At 56.3% G+C, this 22,972-nt stretch carries 24 protein-coding genes and 1 tRNA gene; 16 read left to right on the top strand and 9 right to left on the bottom strand.

Going from position 1 to position 22,972, the window contains the following annotated elements; genetic code table 11:
• Positions 1-79 precede the first annotated feature (79 nt).
• From rpoD to MIH19_RS03180, 11 genes are all read left to right on the top strand, one after another.
• Positions 80-1,930, top strand: coding sequence for an RNA polymerase sigma factor RpoD (gene rpoD / locus MIH19_RS03230; RefSeq protein WP_249007539.1), 1,851 nt, complete (start codon positions 80-82; stop codon positions 1,928-1,930).
• 97 nt (positions 1,931-2,027) lie between these two features.
• A tRNA-Ile gene (locus MIH19_RS03225) sits at positions 2,028-2,104 on the top strand.
• Between the two features lie 178 nt (positions 2,105-2,282).
• Complete coding sequence (locus tag MIH19_RS03220) at positions 2,283-3,518, top strand: integrase arm-type DNA-binding domain-containing protein (RefSeq protein WP_249007538.1); 1,236 nt, start codon at positions 2,283-2,285, stop codon at positions 3,516-3,518.
• Positions 3,519-3,536: 18 nt separating this feature from the next.
• Positions 3,537-3,872 carry a hypothetical protein gene (locus tag MIH19_RS03215; RefSeq protein ID WP_249007537.1) on the top strand — a complete coding sequence of 112 codons (336 nt, stop codon included), beginning with the start codon at positions 3,537-3,539 and terminating at the stop codon, positions 3,870-3,872.
• A gap of 100 nt (positions 3,873-3,972) precedes the next feature.
• Entirely contained in the window at positions 3,973-4,707 is a 735-nt protein-coding gene (locus MIH19_RS03210) for a hypothetical protein (RefSeq protein WP_249007536.1), read from the top strand.
• A gap of 178 nt (positions 4,708-4,885) precedes the next feature.
• Positions 4,886-5,098, top strand: coding sequence for an AlpA family transcriptional regulator (locus MIH19_RS03205; RefSeq protein ID WP_249007535.1), 213 nt, complete (start codon positions 4,886-4,888; stop codon positions 5,096-5,098).
• Positions 5,095-5,415, top strand: a complete 321-nt coding sequence (locus MIH19_RS03200) for a hypothetical protein (protein WP_249007534.1) — start codon at positions 5,095-5,097, stop codon at positions 5,413-5,415. Before MIH19_RS03205 ends, MIH19_RS03200 begins: the two co-directional genes overlap by 4 nt.
• A gap of 2 nt (positions 5,416-5,417) precedes the next feature.
• Entirely contained in the window at positions 5,418-5,834 is a 417-nt protein-coding gene (locus MIH19_RS03195) for a hypothetical protein (RefSeq protein WP_249007533.1), read from the top strand.
• Between the two features lie 268 nt (positions 5,835-6,102).
• Positions 6,103-6,474 (top strand): hypothetical protein, encoded by a 372-nt coding sequence (locus MIH19_RS03190; protein ID WP_249007532.1) that lies wholly within the window; start codon positions 6,103-6,105, stop codon positions 6,472-6,474.
• Positions 6,475-6,719: 245 nt separating this feature from the next.
• Positions 6,720-7,286 (top strand): helix-turn-helix domain-containing protein, encoded by a 567-nt coding sequence (locus MIH19_RS03185; RefSeq protein WP_249007531.1) that lies wholly within the window; start codon positions 6,720-6,722, stop codon positions 7,284-7,286.
• A 404-nt stretch (positions 7,287-7,690) separates the two neighbouring features.
• Positions 7,691-8,161 carry a DUF2489 domain-containing protein gene (locus MIH19_RS03180; protein ID WP_249007530.1) on the top strand — a complete coding sequence of 157 codons (471 nt, stop codon included), beginning with the start codon at positions 7,691-7,693 and terminating at the stop codon, positions 8,159-8,161.
• A gap of 7 nt (positions 8,162-8,168) precedes the next feature.
• Here the strand turns inward: MIH19_RS03180 and MIH19_RS03175 are convergent, their stop codons facing one another.
• From MIH19_RS03175 to MIH19_RS03165, 3 genes are all read right to left on the bottom strand, one after another.
• Positions 8,169-9,533, bottom strand: a complete 1,365-nt coding sequence (locus MIH19_RS03175; protein ID WP_249007529.1) for an HDOD domain-containing protein — start codon at positions 9,531-9,533, stop codon at positions 8,169-8,171.
• Positions 9,534-9,623: 90 nt separating this feature from the next.
• The gene (recG, locus tag MIH19_RS03170; RefSeq protein ID WP_249007528.1) at positions 9,624-11,699 is read right to left on the bottom strand and encodes an ATP-dependent DNA helicase RecG; all 2,076 of its coding nucleotides are present in this window, start codon (positions 11,697-11,699) and stop codon (positions 9,624-9,626) included.
• 7 nt (positions 11,700-11,706) lie between these two features.
• Complete coding sequence (locus MIH19_RS03165; protein WP_249007527.1) at positions 11,707-12,663, bottom strand: hydrogen peroxide-inducible genes activator; 957 nt, start codon at positions 12,661-12,663, stop codon at positions 11,707-11,709.
• A gap of 74 nt (positions 12,664-12,737) precedes the next feature.
• On the opposite strand from MIH19_RS03165, the gene MIH19_RS03160 reads away from it, so the two are divergent.
• On the top strand, positions 12,738-13,616 hold the full coding sequence (locus MIH19_RS03160) for an NAD-dependent epimerase/dehydratase family protein (protein ID WP_249007526.1): 879 nt from the start codon (positions 12,738-12,740) through the stop codon (positions 13,614-13,616).
• On the opposite strand, the gene MIH19_RS03155 is transcribed toward MIH19_RS03160, so the two are convergent.
• The 4 genes from MIH19_RS03155 to gmk form a co-directional block, all read right to left on the bottom strand.
• Positions 13,613-13,999 (bottom strand): RidA family protein, encoded by a 387-nt coding sequence (locus tag MIH19_RS03155; protein WP_018402560.1) that lies wholly within the window; start codon positions 13,997-13,999, stop codon positions 13,613-13,615. The two genes, MIH19_RS03160 and MIH19_RS03155, sit on opposite strands and share 4 nt — an antisense overlap.
• A gap of 100 nt (positions 14,000-14,099) precedes the next feature.
• Complete coding sequence (locus MIH19_RS03150; RefSeq protein ID WP_249007525.1) at positions 14,100-16,223, bottom strand: RelA/SpoT family protein; 2,124 nt, start codon at positions 16,221-16,223, stop codon at positions 14,100-14,102.
• Between the two features lie 158 nt (positions 16,224-16,381).
• Entirely contained in the window at positions 16,382-16,594 is a 213-nt protein-coding gene (gene rpoZ, locus MIH19_RS03145) for a DNA-directed RNA polymerase subunit omega (RefSeq protein ID WP_026223933.1), read from the bottom strand.
• Positions 16,595-16,677: 83 nt separating this feature from the next.
• The gene (gene gmk / locus MIH19_RS03140) at positions 16,678-17,322 is read right to left on the bottom strand and encodes a guanylate kinase (protein ID WP_249007524.1); all 645 of its coding nucleotides are present in this window, start codon (positions 17,320-17,322) and stop codon (positions 16,678-16,680) included.
• A gap of 266 nt (positions 17,323-17,588) precedes the next feature.
• On the opposite strand from gmk, the gene MIH19_RS03135 reads away from it, so the two are divergent.
• Genes MIH19_RS03135 through MIH19_RS03125 form a run of 3 tightly spaced genes read left to right on the top strand, consistent with a single transcriptional unit; the run spans position 17,589 to position 20,341 of the window.
• On the top strand, positions 17,589-18,677 hold the full coding sequence (locus MIH19_RS03135) for a CaiB/BaiF CoA-transferase family protein (protein WP_249007523.1): 1,089 nt from the start codon (positions 17,589-17,591) through the stop codon (positions 18,675-18,677).
• 12 nt (positions 18,678-18,689) lie between these two features.
• Entirely contained in the window at positions 18,690-20,192 is a 1,503-nt protein-coding gene (locus MIH19_RS03130; RefSeq protein WP_249007522.1) for a deoxyribodipyrimidine photo-lyase, read from the top strand.
• Positions 20,192-20,341 carry a DUF2256 domain-containing protein gene (locus MIH19_RS03125; RefSeq protein ID WP_249007521.1) on the top strand — a complete coding sequence of 50 codons (150 nt, stop codon included), beginning with the start codon at positions 20,192-20,194 and terminating at the stop codon, positions 20,339-20,341. Before MIH19_RS03130 ends, MIH19_RS03125 begins: the two co-directional genes overlap by 1 nt.
• A 19-nt stretch (positions 20,342-20,360) precedes the next feature.
• Here the strand turns inward: MIH19_RS03125 and MIH19_RS03120 are convergent, their stop codons facing one another.
• Together MIH19_RS03120 and MIH19_RS03115 are read right to left on the bottom strand one after the other, a co-directional pair.
• Positions 20,361-21,050: a 2OG-Fe(II) oxygenase gene (locus MIH19_RS03120; protein WP_249007520.1), complete on the bottom strand. Its 690-nt coding sequence runs from the start codon at positions 21,048-21,050 to the stop codon at positions 20,361-20,363.
• A 70-nt stretch (positions 21,051-21,120) separates the two neighbouring features.
• Entirely contained in the window at positions 21,121-21,987 is an 867-nt protein-coding gene (locus tag MIH19_RS03115; RefSeq protein ID WP_249007519.1) for a YicC/YloC family endoribonuclease, read from the bottom strand.
• 231 nt (positions 21,988-22,218) lie between these two features.
• On the opposite strand from MIH19_RS03115, the gene rph reads away from it, so the two are divergent.
• Complete coding sequence (gene rph, locus MIH19_RS03110) at positions 22,219-22,935, top strand: ribonuclease PH (RefSeq protein WP_249007518.1); 717 nt, start codon at positions 22,219-22,221, stop codon at positions 22,933-22,935.
• Positions 22,936-22,972 lie beyond the last annotated feature (37 nt).

Raw genomic sequence — 22,972 nt, 5'->3', positions numbered from 1 at the left:
ATTCGGTGGCAGAGCATTAGGTCGGCAGCTATACTGGTTGCTTAATATTTATTTACTTTAGCGGGCTTACAGGGTGTCTATGTCGGGCAATTCGCAAAAATCACGTTTAAAAGACCTCATCGCGCGAGGCAAGGAACAAGGTTACCTGACTTACGCCGAGGTGAACGATCACCTTCCGGAAGACATCGCTGACCCGGACCAAGTCGAAGACATCATTCGCATGATCAACGATATGGGCATTCAGGTATCTGAAGTTGCACCAGACGCTGATACGTTGATTATGACTGATGGTGATTCAACCGCCGATGAAGCAGCGACTGCCGAAGCTGCAGCGGCTCTGGCCGCAGTAGAATCCGACGCCGGGCGCACCACCGACCCGGTGCGAATGTACATGCGCGAGATGGGCACCGTTGAACTACTGACCCGCGAAGGCGAAATTGTTATCGCCAAGCGTATCGAAGAAGGCATTCGCGACGTGATGGCTGCGGTTGCCCACTTCCCCGGCACCACCGGTACCGTAATCCAAGGCTACGATCGCATTGTCGAGAATGAAGGCCGGTTGAGCGATATTGTTGCTGGATTCCTTGATCCTGACGACGCCGAACCGTTCATGCCGGAAGAGCCTGCCCCGGCACCCTCTGCCAGCACCGAAGAAGCAGACAGCGAAGACGATGCGGATGATGCCGAAGAAGAAGAAACCGAGAGCGGTCCAGATCCCGAAGAGACCCGCCTGCGCTTTGACCTGCTAAAAGAAAAACTGGCAGTCGCCAATGAGCTCTTGGAACAGCACGGCCGCAGCGACAAGCGCACCCAAAAAGCCCTGAACGAGTTGGGCGCGGTGTTTGCCCCTTTCAAGTTAGGCAACAAAGCGTTTGATGGGCTGGTGAACGTTGTTCGTTCCACCAACGACATGATCCGTCAGAATGAGCGCACCATCATGCGCATCTGCATTCGCGAAAGTAAGATGGATCGTAAAGAATTTATCAAATCGTTCCCCGGCAACGAGATCAACTTAGACTGGGCTGAAAAAATTGCTCGCAGCAAGAAGCCCTATGCTTCTGCGATTTCCGAGCGCCTGGACGAAATCGTGCGCTTACAAAAGCGCATCAAAAACGTACAGCTGGATGTAAATTTAGACGTTGTCGACATCAAAGAAATCAACCGCCGGGTGTCCATTGGCGAAGCCAAGGCCCGCCGCGCCAAGAAAGAAATGGTAGAGGCGAACCTGCGTCTGGTGATTTCCATTGCCAAAAAATACACCAACCGCGGTCTTCAATTTCTCGATCTGATTCAGGAAGGCAACATCGGCCTTATGAAAGCGGTCGACAAATTTGAATATCGCCGTGGCTACAAGTTCTCAACCTACGCTACCTGGTGGATTCGTCAGGCCATTACCCGCTCCATCGCGGATCAGGCCCGCACCATCCGTATTCCGGTGCACATGATTGAAACCATTAACAAGCTGAACCGAATTTCGCGCCAGATGTTGCAGGAAATGGGCCGCGAGCCCACGCCGGAAGAGCTGGGCGAGCGCATGGAAATGCCGGAAGACAAGATTCGCAAAGTGCTGAAAATCGCCAAAGAGCCGATCTCCATGGAAACCCCGATTGGCGACGACGAAGACAGCCATCTGGGCGATTTCATTGAAGACATTCAAGCCTTGTCGCCGGTAGATTCTGCCACAGCCGAAGGCCTCCGCGAAGCCACCCGCTCGGTGTTGGCCGGCTTAACCGCCCGCGAATCAAAAGTATTGCGCATGCGCTTTGGTATCGAAATGAACACCGACCATACATTGGAAGAAGTCGGCAAACAATTTGACGTAACCCGCGAGCGGATCCGCCAAATTGAGGCCAAAGCCCTGCGCAAACTGCGTCATCCATCGCGTTCAGACCATTTGCGCGGCTTTATTGACGATCAAGGCAACACTTAAGCGTCACAGCACTGGCGAGCGCCTGCTCTCATCGTTATAATGGCGCTCGCTTTTGTTTGGACTGCGTAAGCAAAAGCATTGGAATACCCCGCGTTACGGGCCTTTAGCTCAGTTGGTTAGAGCAATCGACTCATAATCGATTGGTCGCTGGTTCAAGTCCAGCAAGGCCCACCATTAAGACTTCCCAGAACGTCCAAAACACCCCGCCAGACCCTTTAAACACTCACTTCTAGCAACAATTAGTTCCACAGCGTACCGACACATACCCCTAGTAACCGTTAAAGAATGGGGGTACATTCGGGGGTAGATGGGCTTTCGCCCGACCTCATACCCCCAACCCGGAGCGCCCGCTATGGCCCGCGCCACTAATAAGCTGACAGGCCCCGAAGTTAAAGCTGCCACGTTCGAGAAGTACGGCAAGCGCACCAAGCTGGCGGACGGTAACGGGCTGTACCTGGACATTCAACCAGCGGGCCGTTACTGGCGGCTGAAATACCGCTATGCCGGCAAAGAGAAATTGCTGGCGCTGGGGGTATATCCAGAAACCACGCTGAAACAGGCCCGCGCTTACCGCGATGAAGCCCGCCAGATGCTGGCCAACGACACCGACCCCGCAGCATATCGCCGGCTATCTGAGAACCAGCGCCGGGAGGCCGCCGCTAATACCTTCCGCGCGGTGGCCCTGGAATGGCTGGAAAAGGTTCACCATAAATCGGTAGGGGCCACCACCTACCAGAAGAACGCCCGCCGCCTGGAAATGCACGTGTACCCCAAGCTGGGCACCCGCCCGCTGTCAGACATTGAGCCCCCTGATGTTCTGGACGTTCTACGCACCATCGAGAGCAAGGGTCACGCTGACAACGCCCACCGGCTGAAAACCATTATTGGCCAGGTATTCCGCTATGGTGTCAGCACAGGCCGCACCAAGCGCGATGTGACCGCAGACCTACGCGGGCTGCTATCTGCGCCAGACGTTCGGCACCACCCCGCCGTAATAACACCGGATGAAATCGCCCACCTGCTGCAAGAGTTACACGCCTATTGGGGCAACCCGACCGTGTGCGCTGCCCTGAAAATTGCGCCATACGTTTTCCTGCGCCCCGGCAACCTGCGCCAGATGCGATGGGCTGAGATAGATTGGGAGGGGCCAACATGGACAACCGAAACCACCAAAAACGGGGAGCCCCTGGTAGTTCCGCTGGCCAGCCAGGTAGTAACCATACTGCGTGAAATGGAAGCCCTGAACGGACGCAGTGAATGGGTATTCACCAGCGGGCACGGCAAGGGCCGCCCTATGAGCGAGAACGCCATGACCGCCGCCCTGAACCGGATGGGCTTTAAAGGAATCATGACGGGCCACGGCTTCCGCGCCATGGCAAAAACCGTACTCACCGAGCGCCTGAGCTTTCGAACTGAAATCATTGAAATGCAGATGGCCCACCGCGTCCGCGATGTTCACGGCAGGGCGTACAACCGCACAACATGGCTGCCAGAGCGCCGGGAGATGATGCAGCAATGGGCCGACTACCTGGACAACCTGAGAACCGGCGGCAACGTGGTGGCCATAGGCCAGACCGCCAGCAAGTAACCGATAGGAGCGCACCCCATGGCAGCACAGCGCCACCCCGATATCCCAACCCCGAGCAACGGAGCGCCGACCATGAAACCCTTCCACCTTGAGTCCTTCGCCACAGGGCGCCGCCAGACCGTCTACGCGCCCACCTGGGAGGCGGCATTGAACGCAACACCCGGCGAACATTTCACCATCCTGGCGACTGCTGACGGGCGTTTTATGGCAGGTAGCAACCAGAACAGCGTGTTTTCAGTAGCACCAGGGCATTACGCCGACACGCCGGAAGCCGCCGCCGCTTCCCTGAAAGGACACTATGCCTTAATTGTTGCCACCCGCGAGTCACAGGACGCCGCCACCACAAAGCATTGACCCGCTTTGGCCATGCCTAGCCTGACGGGGCGAAAAGCGGGCACCCTACCCGCCCGGCATGGCCTACCCACACCATAGGGGCGCTGAAAGGGGGCGCGATATGCACAAGTATTATTATTTGACGAGGCTCGACGAAAGCCCGTACCAGTTGACGCTATTGGATGCGCTTCACTTTGGAGTGACCGAACGCCTTGGTATTTACGCGTTAGCCGAGTATGAAATCACCTTAAGAAATCCCGACACAGGGGCGGAGGAGTCGGGCAAAGGTTTTTACTTGAAACTATGCGCTTCAACGCTTCAACAAATAGAAAAAGAAACCTCAAAAGCGGAGCACCAGCCACCGCTGGGGTACGTGAGCGAAAGGCCGCGCCAATTGCAATGCTATAGTGTCCGCGAGGCTTTCATAGACCACAGGCGATTGAGGAACCATGCGACTCAAAGCGCCGACGCGCCGGAAATTGGCCGCTTGGTTTTGTTGCACGCCCCCAGCGGAGACCCCTTCATTGCTTGTTTGCCAGACCTGATTTTATGGGCGCGTGACCTTGAGGAACTGGCGAAAGCGGGCCGCATTCAGCGCCGCAACACCGCCAGCGATACCCCGCAAGACCTACCTAAAAAGTTCCAACAGCTATACGGCGCAATTGCTGGCGGAGAGTTGCCAGACCTTGAGGAGGCCATTAATGCCTGGCATTCACACTGGAACCAGCGGGCAGCCCGTGGGGAACGCGACACCTACCCGAAGAACCCAGACATTCAGGCGTGGCTTGAAAGCCGGGGCTTATCGAGGAACAAGGCCGAAAGCATACCGCCGCTAATCCGACCCAAGTGGGGATAAAGGCCGCCAGCAAACAACCCTGCAACGTATTCACCGCCCCCCGCACCCGCCAGTAACGGCGCGGCTTCCACGCTATATACCCCCTACCCAGGGGGGGCACCTACCCCACTACAAACCGCACAGTGTAAAAGTCAGGATTGCTCTACGTTCCGCATCGGACATAAACGGGAGTTATCGAATGACAACGCAAAACCAGTACGCACCACTCGAAAGAATGCTACGCCGCCCAGAGGTCGAGCAAGTCACCGGCATGGCCCGCACGACGATTTATGACGGCATGGCCAACGGCACATTCCCGAAGCCGGTAAAAATCGGAGCCCGCGCCGTAGCATGGCCTGAATCAGTTATTCGACAGTGGATTGCTGAACGCATGGGGGGAAGCCGAGCATGAAAAAGGAAGCGCCCGCCCCGACAGCAAAGCGCCTTAACTCACCCCGCCAGCTTAGAGCCCTAGCCGCGCTGATGGAAGCACCCCGAACCGTCCGCCAGCTACTGGACATCGTTGGGGGAAATGGTATGCCGCAATTGATTGACGCCCTACGCGACAAAGGCCTGACAATCATCACAACCCCGCAGACAGGCACAGACCGGGACAACCGCCGTTGTCGTTTCGGAGAGTACTGCCTATGCCCTGCCTCACGGCTGGCGGCTGAGAGGCTGCTGCAAGACTACAAACGCCGGGAGCGTACCGGCCATGCAGGGGAATAACCATGGCCCAAGACCCCCGCGCCAGGGCCACCGGAAAAGCGGGCAATGGGCGATTTCTGGCGATACCACACAGCGTACTAAACAGCGATGCATACAGGGGCCTGAAAGGCTGGGGCGTGCGCTTGCTTGTGGATATTGCCGGGCAGTACAACGGCAAGAACAACGGCGATTTATGCGCAGCAATGACCGTCATGGAGCCCAGGGGCTGGAAGTCGAACAGCTCACTGGGTACCGCCCTGAGTGCGCTCCTGGCTGCTGGGCTCATCGAGCAGACCCGTCAGGGAGGCCGCAACCGTTGTTCGCTTTACGCAGTCACCTGGCACTCTATAGACGATTGTGGCGGCAAGCTGGACGTTCGCCCTACCAAAGCGCCAAGCGCTCGCTATCTAAATCTGGCGGCTATGCTCAAAACACATTAGATACGCTGCCCCAAATACGGGGCAACTTACCCCAAATATGGGGTAGTCATGCAGCCGGGCCCGACAAATCGCCAGCCATTACCCCAAATACGGGGCAGTCTGGCCAGTTTTGCCGCACTCACTGCCCCAAATACGGGGAGCTTTATAATTTACCAAGGGGTGGTAGTCTTTCTTTGTCGTTAATCTCCGCAGTAGTCACCGCAAGCCCGGCGGCGAAACGACCAGACCGCACCCCAAACAGAAGCTAAAACGACGAGGTGATTTGTCTATGAAACAACTACCGAAGCGCGGCCCCGTCGTTCTATGGACCGGGCCAGGCGAGAGCCGATTGGTCGCGGAGCTATTCGAGGCGGAAGGGCAACTGGTTGTCATGCGCGCCTTTTGGCCGGAGGCAGACAGCCCGCCCGCAGCAACAATGGTCGACCCGGCCAGGATTGAGCAGGAAGGCAACGAGGGCGCACCCTGGCTGATCTACGCCATGCCGGAAGACGCCGACCCCGCCCTGAAGGAACAGTGGGCAAAGTGGCTCAAGCGCCGGGACCAGGAAGGCACCACCCGAGAGGACGCACGGCGAATGGCGCAGGACTGCCTCGACATTGATATCAAAGAAGTGAACGGAGATACCGTAGAGCTGCGATAGCTAATCGGTTTCAAAACCACGCATGAGAATAGGTTATGCGGACACTCACCCGACACCAGCGTCGCCAGAGCCGCCCGCCAGCAAGCAGAAAGCGGGGACCGCTGACCTGCTACCATAGCGGAAGCACCCCCCAACACCGAGCACAGAGCAGCGCCAGAGAGCGCCCACGCAACACAACGCAGCCATGCCAACAACGGCACCTCGTGGCCGTAAACGCCGCTGATTGACCCCACAGGAGTGAACCCATGACAACCCGAGCACCCGGGCAGAAACGCAATAGAAACCACCGGGAGCACGACCGCCACGAAATCGCCCGCCTGCGCTTACGCGAATACACCCAAATTGAGATAGCCAACACGCTAAACCTGAGCCTGAGCACCATTAAGCGGGAGCTGCGGAGCCTTGAGAGGGAGTGGCAGGCGGAAGCCATGGCAGACACCATGGCAGCCAAGGCCATGGAGTTACGCCGCTTGGATTTCATCACACGGGAGGCGTGGAAGGGCTGGGAGTTGTCCCTGGTAAAGCAGACCACCGAAACCACCGAGGAAGGCGGTCGGGGCAGCCGCACGACCACCAAAACCGCCAGCACTTCAGGCGACCCCAGATACCTGAACACCCTAATGGCAGCCATGGAGCGCCGTTGTAAGATCCTGGGCATTGATGCGTCTAGCAAGATTTACCCCGCCAGCCTTGAAGCTGAAGGCGTTGCCCATGGCGTGTTTGTCGTACCAGCGCCCGCCGCTTCACTGGATGAATGGCTGGAGCAGGTGAACGTATACCAGGCTGCCAAGGCTGACGAGACAACCCACTAACCACCACAGGCTGACCCGTTCGCCAATCGTTCGCCAATCGTTCGCCAATCGTTCGCCCTGTTAGCGTGCGTGCGGGCTTCCAGCAAAGCAGATTCGCATTCACTCGAACAATTCTGCTCCCGTGACCCGTCACGCCTGCCAGCATTAGGAATATTTTTGTGTGCGAAGTAAGAGAAAAAAGCAGAGCCCTTGCGTATGCTGTTACATACCAATTAATACCGAGGGTAGCGGGGCAAAGTTGGGGGTATTTATGGGGGTATTTTTGAAAATAGAAAAAATAAAACCTTTTTTAAACATGCTGTTACGGGCTTAGTTCAAGAGAAGCAAGGCCCACCACCCGTATACTCGTCAAAGCTCGAAGCATCTCCAAAGCGCGAAAACGTATCGTCAACACGGAGCATTCCATGGAAAGCTGGCAAGAATGGCTGTTAATTACATTTGGCTTGGGCGCTATTGTCCTTCTGGCGCTGTTTATATACCGCCAACGCGATGCATTAAGCGCTGATCAGCGACGTAGCGAAAAGGCGAGCGAGTTCTCGCGCAAGCGGCGGGAATCGATGATTGAAAGTATCCGTATCTTGGCTCAGGCGGTAGAGGCGAATCAGGTTGAGTATTCTGAGGCCTGCTTGCGCATCAAAGGCCTGCTGGATCATGTGGAGCCAACGCTGCTGCAAAAATCGCCGTTTGCCGTTTTTCAGCAGGTGCACGACAAGCTACAACACATGCCTACGCATCAGGCCCGGCTGGCAACTGAGCCGAAGTTTGTCAATAAGATGGACAAAGAACGTTATGCCATTGAACAGGGTCACGCCGACGAAATTCGCCGCGCAGCCACTGCCATTCGGGTGCATGTCTTCAGCGAGGTTGTGAACTAGTAGGGCGTCAAGGCGTTAACATGCTGACCATCTCCAGCACGCTATCGCGATTGGCAACCAGCTGATCGAAACGCTCGTTCACCCGCTTCGCGTCCAGTCCTAACTGTCGGTATATTCCGGGGGAGATCGGCTCACCTACTCCCAGTTCCACACCGCGTTCAATCAGCAGTTGCCGTGCCAGCCAGAGCACTTGGCTATAAACTTGATGCTTGCCCGCAGCGGCAAAATTTTTGTGCTGACGAATGGCACTGGTTACCTCCGCCGGCATGCTCCAGTTTTCCATCAGTTGCGCTGCAATCTGCCCGCTGGTAATACCCAGCAAGTGGCGCTCGACGATGGACGAGTCCAGGCCCGGATTGACCTCCTGCGAGCGGCAAAGCAGGCTGAAATGGGGCGGGAATAAATGAGCTAGCACCAGAGTGCCAAAATTGTGCAGCAAGCCAGCCAGATAAGCCAAACCGAAAACCGGGCGCTCAGCGCCGGTTATCAGGCTGGCAAGCAGCCCGGCACCGTGAGCCAGCCAAGCGGCCTGCTGCCAGTAATCCAGATAGCCGCGAATGCCGTGTGCCGGTGGGCGCAGCACCCGGCCTAGCGATAGCCCCATTGCCAGGTTCATCACCATATCAAACCCCAACACACGGGATATGGCATCGTGCACCGAGTTTACCCGGCCGGGAGCCGCGTAAAACGACGACGATGCCCAACTGATGACTTGCGCTGCAAGGCTGGGGTCGCTCTCCACAATGTCGACCAGATCAGCCATTACAGAATTGGGATCTGTGCGCAGGCGAATGATTCGGCGAGCCGTTTCCGGAAGCGGCGGTAGTTCCAGCGTGTCTTCCAGGCGTTGACGTATCCGCAAACTGGTAAAGCGCTTGATGGAAAAATGAACCTGATCGCGATCATTTCCGTGGTCTGCTACAGCCTCGGCCAGGGGCGCTACAGCAACTGCGCAGCCCAGGCGATCGACCTCACCGCACAGATTCATAAAATCATTTACGGGCATAACCATGGCCAAGTGAGGATCTTTCAGTACCAGGGCCACTGCAGAGCCCGCATCTACCGCCGAATCGATAACCGTACGCCAGCCAGTCAGAGCCGGCAGCGCAGGCAGCTCAGCCAATCCCAGCCGGTCGCACAGCCTTTGCTGTTCGGCAGCCGGCAGCAGTGCGTAACTGTGGCCCAGCTGTGTGTTCAGCGTTTCAAGGTCCAGCAAGTCACAGCTGCGGTAAATTACCTGAAGCTTGTGGCAGCCGTCGCTAAGCAACACCATTCGCAGCAGTTGATCCGGGTCGGCTTTATCGACATCCCGCAATGCAACGCTGGTTGCGCATTCGCCAAGAGCCTGGCGAACCGTGGCCGGAACTTCCATTGGACATAACCTCGTGTTGATCATTCTTCCGTTATCACAGCAGCCCACCTGGGGATAACATCGTTGCCCTTCATCAAATGCAGATGAGATTTAAACTTCACCGTAGCGGGTTTTTTCACCCAACCAGCGCCGCAACAGGCCCTGCACCGCGGCTTTATTGCCCATAAGTCGCGGCGCTATTTCACGAACCACTTCAATCCAGTGCTGGTCGCGCTCGAAATCAGCCAGCCTGAACTGCATCATGCCAGTCTGGCGAGTACCCAAAACCTCACCGGGACCCCGGATTTCAAGGTCTTTTTCCGCAATCACAAAACCGTCCTGACTGTCGCGCAAGGCCTGCAGCCGCGTTTTACCGTTCAGCGATAGCGGTGGGTGGTACATCAGCACGCAGTAACTGGCCTGTTCGCCACGCCCTACACGGCCCCGCAACTGGTGCAACTGGGCCAGACCCAGACGTTCAGGATTTTCAATAATGATCAGCGACGCGTTGGGCACATCCACCCCCACCTCTATTACGGTGGTGGCCACTAGAAGGTCTAACGCACCGCCCTTAAATTCCGCCATAACCTCGGCTTTTTCCTTACTTTTCAATCGCCCGTGAACCAATCCAATGCGCAGGTTTGGCAGGCGCTCGGCGAGCTCGGTCGCACTTACTTCTGCCGCCTGACACTGTAACACCTCGGATTCTTCGATCAGTGTGCACACCCAGTACGCCTGCCGCCCGGCCTGACAGGCATTGCGTACCCGCTCTACCACATCATCACGGCGACCGTCGGGCACAACAATGGTTTCGATGGGTTTGCGCCCCGGAGGCAGCTCGTCGATGACTGATGTGTCCAGGTCGGCGTAGGCACTCATAGCCAATGTACGCGGAATCGGCGTGGCAGTCATAATCAGCTGGTGGGGCGCCAGCGTGCCGGCGGCGCCTTTTTCCCGCAATGCCAGACGCTGATGAACGCCAAAGCGGTGCTGCTCGTCAATAATCACCAACGCCAGACGATCGAATGCCACATCGTTCTGAAACAGCGCATGGGTGCCAATAGCAATACTGGCGGCACCGCTTGAAACCGCCTCCAGGGCTTGCTGGCGCGCCTTGCCTTTCACTTTGCCCGACAGCCAGGTGAGTTGGATACCCAAGGGCGCAAACCAAGCGCAAAAATTCTGATAGTGCTGCTCCGCCAGAATTTCAGTGGGCGCCATCAAGGCCACTTGAGTGCCCGCCGAAACGGCCTGCAAGGCCGCCAGTGCTGCGACCACGGTTTTGCCAGAACCTACATCGCCTTGCACCAAACGCAGCATGGGTAGGGGCTGGGTAAGGTCCTGGCGGATTTCCTGAAGCACCTGGCGTTGAGCGCCGGTTAGGCGAAATGGCAAAGACTCTAAAAAGCGCTCACTTAAATCGCCCTGCGGCAGCAACGGCAACGCCTGGCGCGTCTGAATCTGTTCGCGCACTTGTAACAGACTTAGCTGGTGCGCCAGCAGTTCTTCCATTACCAACCGCTGTTGGGCTGGATGGCGCCCTTCCAGCAATTGCGCCACCGAAGCGCTAGCGGGTGGTGAATGCACCAGTTCTACCGCGGCGGTGATGGCCGGTAACTGATAGTCCACCAATACCCAGGGCGGCAGCCAATCGTAAATGGGGTAACGCTTCAAATACGCTACCGCCTGCTGGCACAAAGCCCGCACCCGGGGCTGCTGAATACCCTCGGTAAGTGGGTATACCGGCGTTAATGTGGCGCTGCCTTCATCCGCCATAGGCGTCGGATTGGTCTGGTATTCGGGGTGATACAGCTCGTAGCCGGAACGGCCCGCCCGCACTTCACCAAAACAGCGCACCAGGGTGCCTTCGGCAAGCTGGTTTTTCTGGGCCGCGTTAAAATGGAAAAAGCGCAGGCTGACAAAGCCGCTGTGGTCTTTGAGGGTGATCTGCAAGCTACGACGCCTGCCCATCACAATGTCGGTTTTCATGACCTCACCTTCCACCACCGCCACGTCGCCAATGCGCAGGCTGCCCATGGCGGTGATGCGGGTGCGATCTTCATAACGGTGGGGCAGGTGAAACAGCAAATCCTGAAGCGAAGCGATACCCAGCTTGCCCAACTTTTCTGCGAGCGCGTTGCCCACGCCCTTAAGCTGAGTGACCGGTATATCGTCCAGTGCCATCATGGCCGGCCTAGCCCTTAGCCGCTGCTGGCTTGGCGGCACTGGCCTTTGCCACAACCCGGCACTGGCTCGCCGCCAGCGACAGCACGTCAATGGCTTTGGGCCGCGGGAAAGTGACCCGCCAAGCCAAAGCTACCGTCCGAAAGGGCACGGGCGCAGCAAATGGCCGTACCGCCAGCACACCTTCGTGATAGTGCATGCCGGTGGCCGCTGACAGCGGCACAACGGTCACACCCAAGCCCGAGGCTACCATGTGGCGAATAGTTTCCAACGAGCTGCCCTCGGTCACCAGCGTGGGGCCATTGCCTTCGCTGCGCCGGGTAACGGTCGCAACCAAAGGCGGGAAGGACTCCAGTACCTGGTCGCGGAAGCAGTGCCCCGGCCCCAACAGCAGGAGCTGCTCTTGCGCCAGCTGTTCCGCGGTAATTTCATCGCAGGCGGTCAGCGGATGATCTGCCGGCAGCAGTACCACAAAGGGTTCGTCATAAAGCGGCAGGGTAACCACTTCGGCTTCCTCAAACGGCAACGCCACAATGATGGCGTCCAGTTCTGAATGGCGCAGTTTCTGGCGCAGACTCGCGGTGTAATTTTCTTCAATATACAACGACATGTCTGGCGCAGCGCGCCGCAGCTCCGGCAGTAAATGCGGAAAAAGGTAGGGGCCTATGGTGTAAATGGCACCGACCTTTAGCGGAGAGCTAAGCTGGTTCTTGCCATCCTGGGCCATATCTTTAATCACACCCACCTGGTCCAGCACTCGCTGCGCCTGCTCAACAATGCGCAGCCCGCTTTCGGTGACCCGAATGTTGCTTTTACTGCGTTCAAACAATGGGATACCCAACTCTTCTTCAAGTTTTCGTACCGCCACACTGAGGGTCGGCTGACTAACGTGACAGCGCTCCGCGGCGCGGCCAAAATGCCTTTCACGGGCGAGCGTAACAACGTATCGTAACTCGGTAAGAGTCATGGCGGGCTCCGGTGCTGAACAGCGTTCAGTGTCGACTTTATCTATGGTTCAAAGCATAAGGATTGATATTGTCTATGGCAATCGCTGAAAGCCTGAAAAACCAACGAATTTTGCTGGCCGGGTGCGGCAACCTGGGGGGCGCCATTGCCACCCTGCTGCTGCAATCCGGGGCCGAAGTGTTTGGTCTTCGCCGCAGAACGGCTCAACTACCCCAAGGTATCACGCCGGTAGCCGCGGATTTGACCCAGCCCGCGACCCTGAAAAACACACTTCCATCACGGCTGGACCAGGTTATTTATTGCCTGACGCCCTCCGATTATAACGAACAGGGCTACCACGCGGCTTATGTGACCGCCCTGGAGAACCTGCTGGTTGAATTACAGGGGCAGGCGCCAAGCCGGTTGTTCTTTATTAGCAGCACCGGGGTTTACGGGCAAGACGATAACGGCTGGGTGGATGAGGAAAGCCCTACGCAGCCGAGCGGGTTCAGCGGCCAGCAGGTGTTGCTGGGAGAGCAAACGGCTTTGGCTAGCCGTATTCCCGCCACAGTGGTCCGGTTCAGCGGCATTTATGGCCCGTCGCGCCAGAGTTTTCTTCAAGCGGTGATCGATGGGCGACTGAATCCGCCGACCCACTCACATTACAGTAACCGAATTCACGAACAAGACGCTGTTCGGGCTATCGTGCATTTAAGCAACATGGCGGCGGAAGGTGACACTCTGCAATCCTGCTATCTGGCCAGCGACTGCGAGCCGGTTCGGCTGGATCAAGTGGTGCAATGGGTTCGCCAACATACCGATTGCGAAAAGCCGGCCGAGGACGCTCGCGGTGGTGGCCGGGTAGGAAGCAAACTGTGCAGTAACCGGCGTCTGTTGAAAACCGGCTTTGAATTTCGGTATCCGGACTTTCGCGCCGGATACCGTGAGCTGATTAATCAGCGCAAAGGCGCTTAGGTCAGCACCATCACCGCTTCCATTTCGATGGGTACGTCTTTTGGCAGCGCAGCAACGGCCATCGCTGCGCGGGCCGGGTAAGGCTTTTGGAAGTAAGTGGCCATAATTTCGTTCACAACCGCGAAATTGGCCAGATCGATCATATAAATGTTCAGCTTGACGATATCCTGCAATGAGCCGCCGGATGCCACACAAACTGCTTTCAGGTTCTCGAATACCTGACGGGTGTTTGCCGCAAAATCGCCCTGTACCAGCTCCATGGTTTCTGGCACCAGCGGAATCTGACCAGAAATGTACACGGTGTCACCGGCCTTTACGGCCTGGGAATAAGGCCCGATTGCTTGCGGTGCATTTTCGGTTTCAATAATCGATTTGTTGGTCATGGTTATTTATATCCCTGTTGTTAATAAATAAAAATCCTCACCCGCCATAACGCCAGGTGTTAAATCTGACAAACCTACGATAGCAGAGACCCATGGGCCTTTAGTAGCGAACCCGGCTGATGTGGGTAACCGCCCGAATATTGCGTACCCGTCGCATTACCCGCGCCAGGTGGTGGCGGCCGGTCACGTGTACCACCAGGCTGACAACGCCAAAACGAGCATTTTGATCTTCCACGTTAATGCGTTCAATATTGCCGTCGGCCATTGCTACTGCGCTGGCCATTTCCGCAATAATGCCACGCTGACGCTCCATTTCCACCCGCAATTCCACCGAAAATTGATCGGTAATGTCCTTGGCCCATTTCAGATCGGTCAGCATGGCGCGGCCCTGCTGGTCATCTGGCAAGTGTGAGCAGGTATCTGAGTGAATCACCATGCCGTTACCCGAATCCATGATGCCCACAATCGGGTCACCAGGAATGGGTTTGCAGCAACTGGCAAATTTCAGCAGCAGGCCGTCTGAGCCGCAAATGGTCACCGGGCCCTGGCGCCCGCTTTCCTGAAGCGCTGCAGCCGCCGGGGCATCACCTTCTGTCTCCGGCGCGCCCACCACCAACTGGCGTGCCACCAGAAACGCCATACGGTTGCCCAGGCCAATTTCGCTCACCAGATCCTCAAAGCTGTTGACCTGATTGTGAGCCACAACCCGCTGCTTCTGCGCGTCAGTGATATCACCAAGACGCGTACTGAAACCTTTTAGGGAACGCTTAAGTAACGTATGGCCCAGTTCAATAGATTCCGCATGCTTATCACTTTTCACCACATGGCGAATACTGCCTCGGGCCTTGCCGGTTACCACAAAGTTGAGCCAGGCGGGGTTCGGTCTGGCGCCGGGCGCGGTGATAATTTCCACCGTCTGGCCACTTTGCAAAGGTTGGCTTAGTGAGCCCAGATTGCGGTTGATACGGCAGGCCACGGTAGCGTTGCCAATATCGGTATGGATGGCATAAGCAAAATCCACCGGCGTAGCACCGCCCGGCAGTTCCATGATTTTACCGCGGGGCGTAAACACGTAAATTTCGTCAGGGAACAGGTCTTCTTTAACGCTTTCAATAAACTCCAGCGAATCATCAGCGCGCTCGCGCATTTCCATCAGACCCTTCACCCAGCGGTCTACCCGGGTCTGGTTCACGCTGGTGCCGTTAGACGGCTCATTCTTGTACAGCCAATGGGCGGCAATACCGTTGTTGGCAATGTGCTCCATTTCTTCCGTGCGAATCTGAACTTCGATATTCACGTGCATACCAAACAAAGTGGTGTGCAGCGACTGATAGCCGTTCACCTTGGGCATGGCAATATAGTCTTTGAAACGCCCGGGCATGGGCTTGTACAAACTGTGCACGGCACCCAAGATTCGATAACAATCGTCTTCATTGTCGGTAATGATGCGGAACGCGTATACATCCATGATTTCATGAAATGATTTCTGCTTGAACTTCATCTTGTTATAAATGCTGTTCAAGTGTTTTTCGCGCCCTAAAATCCGGCCGGGCATGCCCCGCTCTTCCAGCTTTTCGTGCAGACGGCCACGAATTTCATCAATGATTTCCCGATGGCTGCCGCGCAGCTTGGTCACCGCTTTGGAAATGAATTTCGAACGCATGGGATACATCGTCGAGAACCCGAGGTCTTCCAGCTCCGTCGAAATGCTATGCATGCCCAAACGATTAGCGATGGGTGCGTAAATGTCCAGTGTTTCAGTCGCGATGCGTTTACGCTTTTCATAGGGCATAGGGCCCAAGGTGCGCATGTTGTGCAGGCGGTCCGCCAGCTTTACCAGAATCACGCGAATATCGCGGGCCATGGCAAGCGTCATTTTCTGGAAATTTTCGGCTTGGGCCTCGGCGCGGGTGCGAAATTCAATCTGGGTCAGCTTACTGACGCCATCTACCAGCTCGGCGACATCCTCACCGAACTGGTCAGCGAGCGCATCTTTGGGTATGCCGGTGTCTTCAATCACATCGTGCAGCATGGCGGCCATCAGGCTTTGATGGTCCAGCCGCATTTCAGCAAGAATGCGGGCGACGGCCAAGGGATGGGTTATGTAGCGGTCACCACTCTTGCGCATTTGCCCTTCGTGGGCCTGTTCCGCAAAATAATACGCTCGGCGCACCTGATTGATGCGATTGGTGTCCAGATAGCTGCTTAGCTCTCTGGTTAACATGTCTACCGCTGCTTCTGATGACACCGCGCCCTCACCTATTTATTAACCCCGGAAACAAAAAAACCCGAATGCATGCATTCGGGTCCTTCCATAGTCCTTAAAGCACGCTGCTATAGTGACACTATAAAACCGTGTGGACAGATTTCAATGCCTTATTACTAATCGTCCAAGTCTTCAGTCAGCAACGAACGGCTGACCAAACCCGCAGCGATTTCACGCAGCGCGATAACAGTCGGCTTGTCGTTTTCTGGCGGTACCATGGGCTCCGCACCTTTGGTGGCAATCTGGCGCGCGCGCTTGGTAGCCAGCATCACCAGCTGAAAGCGGTTATCAACGTGTTCAAGACAATCTTCAACGGTAACTCGTGCCATGATTTCCCCGACAAATAAAATGACTGATTTTGCAGACCAGCCAGTGTACTGCCAGGCAACCAATTTGTATACCGTAAAAGCCCTTACTCGTGCAGCCCGCGATGATTGCAAAGCCCAACCAAAAGCGCAGCATGGCGCTGCTGTTGCACGTTCATACGCAAACGCTGGCCGCGAACAATGGCCAGCAAATCCGCCAGGGCATGGTCGAAATCGTCATTAACAACCAGATAATCAAACTCGACGGCGTGGCTACACTCATCTTCAGCCTCCGCCAAACGCCGCTCAACCACGTCTGCGCTGTCGGTACCACGGCCAATCAGGCGCTCCCGCAGTGTTTCGGCAGACGGCGGCACAATAAACACACTCACACAATCGGGTTGCAAACGCCGAACCTGTTGGGCTCCCTGCCAGTCAATTTCCAGCACGACGTCACGGCCCGCCGCTAGAGTCTGGCGCACCCATACCTGCGACGTACCGTAGTAGTTGCCGAACACGTTTGCGTGTTCCAGGAAATCGCCGCAGCCAATCATAAGCTCGAATTCGCTGCGGCTGACAAAATGATAGTTCACGCCATCCTGCTCACCGCTGCGCATCGCTCGGGTAGCGTGTGATACCGACACCCCAAGCTTCTCATCGTGCTTCAGCATTTGCGCCACAAGGCTGGTTTTACCGGCCCCGGAGGGGGCAGAAATAATAAACAGGGTGCCCTGCTCTCCGGCATGACTCATGCAAATAACTCCCCAATCTGTAATGGCGGCCTGTAGGCAGAACCGTTAAACAAGAAATTATACGGCGTTTGGCCTGGCACCGCACCCCAGCGCTTGCCAACTGCTACTATTGGCGCAATTGACTCACCTTGCCGTCACTTTGAGGAAACCCTGCTGCCCGAACTGGATATGATATACACGGCCTGCGGTCGCTGAAGCCCGCTGGAGCAAAGACCTGAACTGGCGTTTTTCCTGCCATAAAAAAATCTGCACAGGATAGGCACACGATGACAAAGCTACTCAACTCTCTGAAAGTTCTGGACTTCAGTACACTGCTACCCGGGCCCTTCGCCACCATGGTGCTTGCTGATCTCGGCGCAGAGGTACTAACGATTCAAGCCCCTGATCGCGTTGACTTGGTTCGCACCATGCCGCCCTTCGACGGCGATCTGGCCACCGGGTATTCCCTGCTAAACCGCGGCAAAAAATCATTAGTACTCAACCTGAAAGATCCGTCTGCACAGGCTTTGGTAAAAACACTGGTGGCGGATTACGACATTGTGGTGGAACAGTTCCGGCCCGGAGTAATGAACCGCCTCGGGCTCGATTATGAAACCTTGCGTGCCATTAACCCCGGTCTTATTTATTGCGCCATTACCGGCTACGGCCAAACAGGGCCTTACAGGAATCGCGCGGGCCACGACATCAATTACCTTTCGCTGTCGGGGATTGCCAGCCATTGCGGCCGCAAAGCCGGCGGGCCGCCGCCGATGGGTATTCAAATCGCCGACATTGCTGGAGGCTCCCACCACGCTGTGGTGGGCATACTGGCGGCCGTCATTCAACGTCAGCAAACCGGACAAGGCGTTTTTATTGACATCAGCATGACCGATGCCGCGTTTGCGCTGAACGCAATGGCCGGCGCCGCAGCCATTGCTGGCGGTACAGATCAGGGGCCAGAACAGACGTTGCTAAACGGTGGCAGCTTCTATGACTACTACCAAACCAGTGACAACCGGTGGCTGTCGATTGGCAGTTTAGAGCCGCAGTTTTCAAAACGTTTGTTCGACACTCTGGAACTGCCCGAACTGGCAGCTTTGGCACAAAGTTCAAAAACCGAAGATCAGCAATGTCTGAAAGAAGCGCTCACAGCCAAAATTTTCGAATGCACCCTAGACCATTGGCAAACACTTTTCGAGCATCAGGACGCGTGCGTGGAGCCGGTACTCAGCATTGCAGAAGCAGCAAATCACCCACAGATAAAGGCTCGTGGCCTGGTGCGCGATGTTGACCGTGGAGACGGCGTTATGCAGAAACAGATCGGGAGCCCGATTCGATTCGTATCGCACACAAGAACCGAAACAGACTCACAATAGTGGCAAGGCGCCATGCACCCAGAGCAATCGTTCGTTAATGTAGTGTGGTTTAAACGCGATCTCAGGCTGACGGATCACGCTCCCCTGTCTGCTGCCTGCAAGGCCCGATTACCTATTATTCTGCTGTATATGGTGGAGCCCTCACAGAGGCAGAACCCCCACTTTAGCAAGCGCCATTGGCGCTTTATCATTGAGTCGATCAGCGCTATGAACAACCAGCTCACACGTGCTGGTTGTGAGGCTAGCGTTACGCTGGTGCACGGCGAATGCATTGAAACCTTGGAGCAACTGCAACAGCACCACCGCATTTACACGCTGTTCAGCCATGAAGAAACCGGCGATGCCAGCACCTTTGAACGCGACCAAAAAGTAACACACTGGTGCCAGCAGCAGGACGTACACTGGCAGGAATTTGCCACCAACGCGGTGATCCGGGGGTCGTTTAATCGCGATGGCTGGGACCGTCACTGGCAGCAGGTAATAGGCGCACCGCAGCAAAACGTTGATCTGCAGCAACTTCGCGTTATACGCCCAACAGCTTTGCCCGACTGGCAACCGCCCAACGAATGGCAGCACCCCGATTCGCAGTTCCAAACGGGCGGAGAGCTCGCCGCAAACCAGTGGATGGATAGCTTTTTCAACGCTCGGGGCCGGTTTTACAGTGGCTCTGTATCTAGCCCCATCGCAAGCCGCACCCATTGTTCGCGGCTTTCACCTTATTTGGCCTTTGGCAATCTCAGCCTACGCCAGGCCTATCAGAAATACCGCGCCAACCGACAAAACCCGGGCTGGGACCGGTCACTGCGAGCTTTTGCTTCGCGCCTGCACTGGCACTGCCATTTCATTCAGAAATTTGAAAGCGAATGTGCCATGGAGCAGCGGCCAGTGAATCGCGGCTATCTGGCTTACCCCTATCGCACAGATGATGGCGTAAACGCCGACCTGGCAGCTTGGCAAGAAGGCCGCACCGGCTACCCGCTGGTAGACGCCTGTATGCGCTGCCTGCACGCTACCGGCTACATCAACTTTCGCATGCGCGCCATGCTGGTGAGTTTTCTGTGCCATTTACTGAATATCGACTGGCAGCGGGGCGTACATCACTTGGCACGGCTGTTTCTGGATTACGAACCGGGTATTCATTATTCGCAATTTCAAATGCAGGCCGGGGTCACGGGCATCAACACCATTCGGATTTATAACCCGGTACTGCAGTCGCAAGAGCAAGACCCAAAGGGCGCGTTTATTCGCCAATGGATACCGGAGCTAGCAGAGCTACCAGACACTCTATTGCATAAGCCTTGGTTACTGACGCCGATGGAAGAACAGATGTTTGACCTACACATTGGTGACCACTACCCAGCACCGCTGTTCGAACTCGCGCCGGCAGCTGCTGCTGCCAGGGATCGTTTGTGGGCTTGGCGCAGCCGGCCGGACGTAAAACAGGAAGCCGAGCGCGTATTACAACGCCACGTGAATGCCCCCGGCAGTAACAACTTCCATCAAAGAAGACGCTAATGGCCGCAAAACAACCTTTGCCGCAAAAAACCTGCCCCACCTGCGGGCGCCCCTTCGACTGGCGTAAAAAGTGGCAAAACTGCTGGGAACAGGTAGTGCATTGCTCGGAACGCTGCCGGCGTAATCGTAATCGGGGAAAAACCGGTTAAAGAGCAAACCAATGAAGTTCTAATCCGGCGGGGCTGCCCACTTCGTGCTGGTGGTGTTCACCCGAAACCAGCCGGCTATGGCGTAGCGGTCGCGCTTGGTAGGGAGGACTTCGTGGGGAAATTCTTCGCTAAGGAAGGCCACCAGAGTGCCCATGCAGGGGGTCACTTTGAGCATGCTCTGGCTCCGTTCACCATCATGGCTCTGATCGCTGTGATAAAGGGCCAACTCGCCGCCATCGCCCGGCACCCAGTCCGGGTTCAGATACAGCACCACCGACAACACCCGGTTTGATTGCCCGCTGAAAGCATCCAGATGCTTTTTATAGAAATCACCCGGCGCGTAGTGCGAAAAATGACTTTCAAAGGAAAATAAGCCGAGAAATAAGCGGCGATTAAGATACTGCTGCAACTCGGCGGCCCAGTTCAGCCAATCCTCGCCCGCAGCCGTGTCGCGCTCTATCCAGCTTATGGCGTCGCTGCGGATAAAGCTGTTGACTGTGTGAGCTTGCTGGCGCCCTACACCGGCGGGATCAAACTGGTGGCGTGGCATGCCACGCAGCTGTTGCCAAAGCCCGCCTAATAGAGGAGTTGGAACGGCATTGGGTTTAATGCTGTAGCCTTTCTCCAGTAAGTCTGCCGCAATCGCCTCAAAAACGTGCCGGCTATCACCTGCGCCACAGTTATCATCAAATTGAACCGGTGCACTCATGCGTTCACTCCCCACTGTCATACACCGGGCTTACTTCACGCTTTATTGATAAGCGAAAACCCCAGGGATATCACTCTATGTTCTGCACCTGCTCCCGCAACTGCTCAATCCACACTTTCAGGTCCACCGCGGCGCGGGTCAGGCCGGCGTCAATGCTTTTGCTGCTCAAGGTATTGGCTTCGCGGTTCAGCTCTTGCATCAAAAAATCCAGGCGTCGGCCGACGGCGTCTTCACTGGCCAGGGTATCGCGAACTTCGGCCACGTGGGCGTCCAGCCGATCCAGTTCTTCGGCGACATCGCTTTTTTGCGCCAGCATCACCATTTCCTGAGCTATACGTTCCGGGTCGAGCTCTATTTTGGCTTTTTCAAAGCGTTCGCGCAGCTGTTGCTCCTGAGCCTGAAGCAGCTGCGGCATGCGCTTACGCACGTCAGCCACTTGGACGTGTATGGCGACCAGACGCTGTTCCAATATAGCCAGCAAGCGCTCGCCTTCGCGTGTTCTTGCGGCTATCAGTTCGTTTATGGTTTGCTCAAACAGACTGGCCGCGGCGGCTTTGGCCTCGGTGTAATCCTGCTCGGGCGTTGCCATAACACCTGGCCAGCGCAATATATCCAGCGCACTGATGTGGGCAGGGTTGTCCAGAATCCGGCTAATGCGCTTGGCCGCGTCGTTCAACGCCTGGGTGAGCGGCTCATTAATGGCGAAGCTGTGTTGGGCCTGGTCGCTGGCGTGCAGGCGAAGGCTCACGTCTACCTTGCCGCGCTTCAGTTGTTTGCGCAGCTGTTCGCGAAAATCGTTTTCCAGCTCTCGCAGGCACTCCGGCAAGCGGAATGACGGCTCCAGGTAGCGATGGTTAACGGTACGAATTTCGCAGGTCAGTACACCCCAGGCTCCACGAGTTTCCTGGCGCGCAAAGGCAGTCATACTTCGAATCATGGTCGCTCCGGCATAAGTTTATCGGCCTGTTCAGCCAAGCTTTTATAGAGTCTATCAGGCTAGAGCGCCGAGCGGCGAACCGCAGCAAGCGTATTCTGTGGCGGCACCACACCGCTTGGGCCTGGCGGGTCGGAAGCCGGCACGGCCGTGCTATACTGCGCGCCCATTCATTTGCACAAGCAGGCCTGCAACCCAGGCACGCTGCTCATTAACCCATCAGGAATTTTTTATATGCGACCCAGTGGCAGAACCCCCGAACAACCCAGAGACATTCGCATTACCCGTAACTACACCCGTCACGCCGAAGGCTCGGTGCTGATCGAGTTCGGCGACACCAAGGTGATTTGTACGGCATCGGTGGAAAACAAGGTGCCGCCGTTTTTGCGCGGCGAAGGCCAGGGCTGGATTACCGCGGAATACGGCATGCTGCCCCGCTCAACCAACAGCCGCATGGGCCGCGAAGCAGCCCGCGGCAAACAGGGTGGCCGCACGGTTGAAATCCAGCGCCTGATTGGCCGCTCTCTACGCGCTGCGGTTGACCTGAAAGCTCTGGGCGAGCACACCATCACCATCGATTGCGATGTTATTCAAGCCGACGGAGGCACCCGCACTGCCGCCATAACTGGTGGCTGCGTAGCGCTAGTAGACGCGCTGAATTTCCTAGTGGCGCAAAAACGCCTGAAGAAATCACCGTTGAAACAGATGGTTGCCGCGGTATCCGTCGGCATTTTCAAAGGCAAACCGGTTGTGGATCTGGACTACCCGGAAGATTCGGTTGCGGAAACTGACATGAACGTGGTGATGACGGATAAAGGCGGCTTTATCGAAATTCAGGGCACGGCAGAAGGCGCGCCTTTCGTTCAGGAAGAACTGGACAGCATGCTGGTGCTGGCAAAACAGGGTATTGAAACGTTATTTGCGCTGCAGAACGAAGCGCTTAACGGCTAACTCAAAACCCTGGGTGTCGAGGGCCAGAGATTTGATC

The sequence above is a fragment of the Marinobacter sp. M1C genome (genome assembly GCF_023314135.1).
Lineage (GTDB): Bacteria > Pseudomonadota > Gammaproteobacteria > Pseudomonadales > Oleiphilaceae > Marinobacter.
This window is presented reverse-complemented; position numbering and strand designations above follow the sequence as displayed.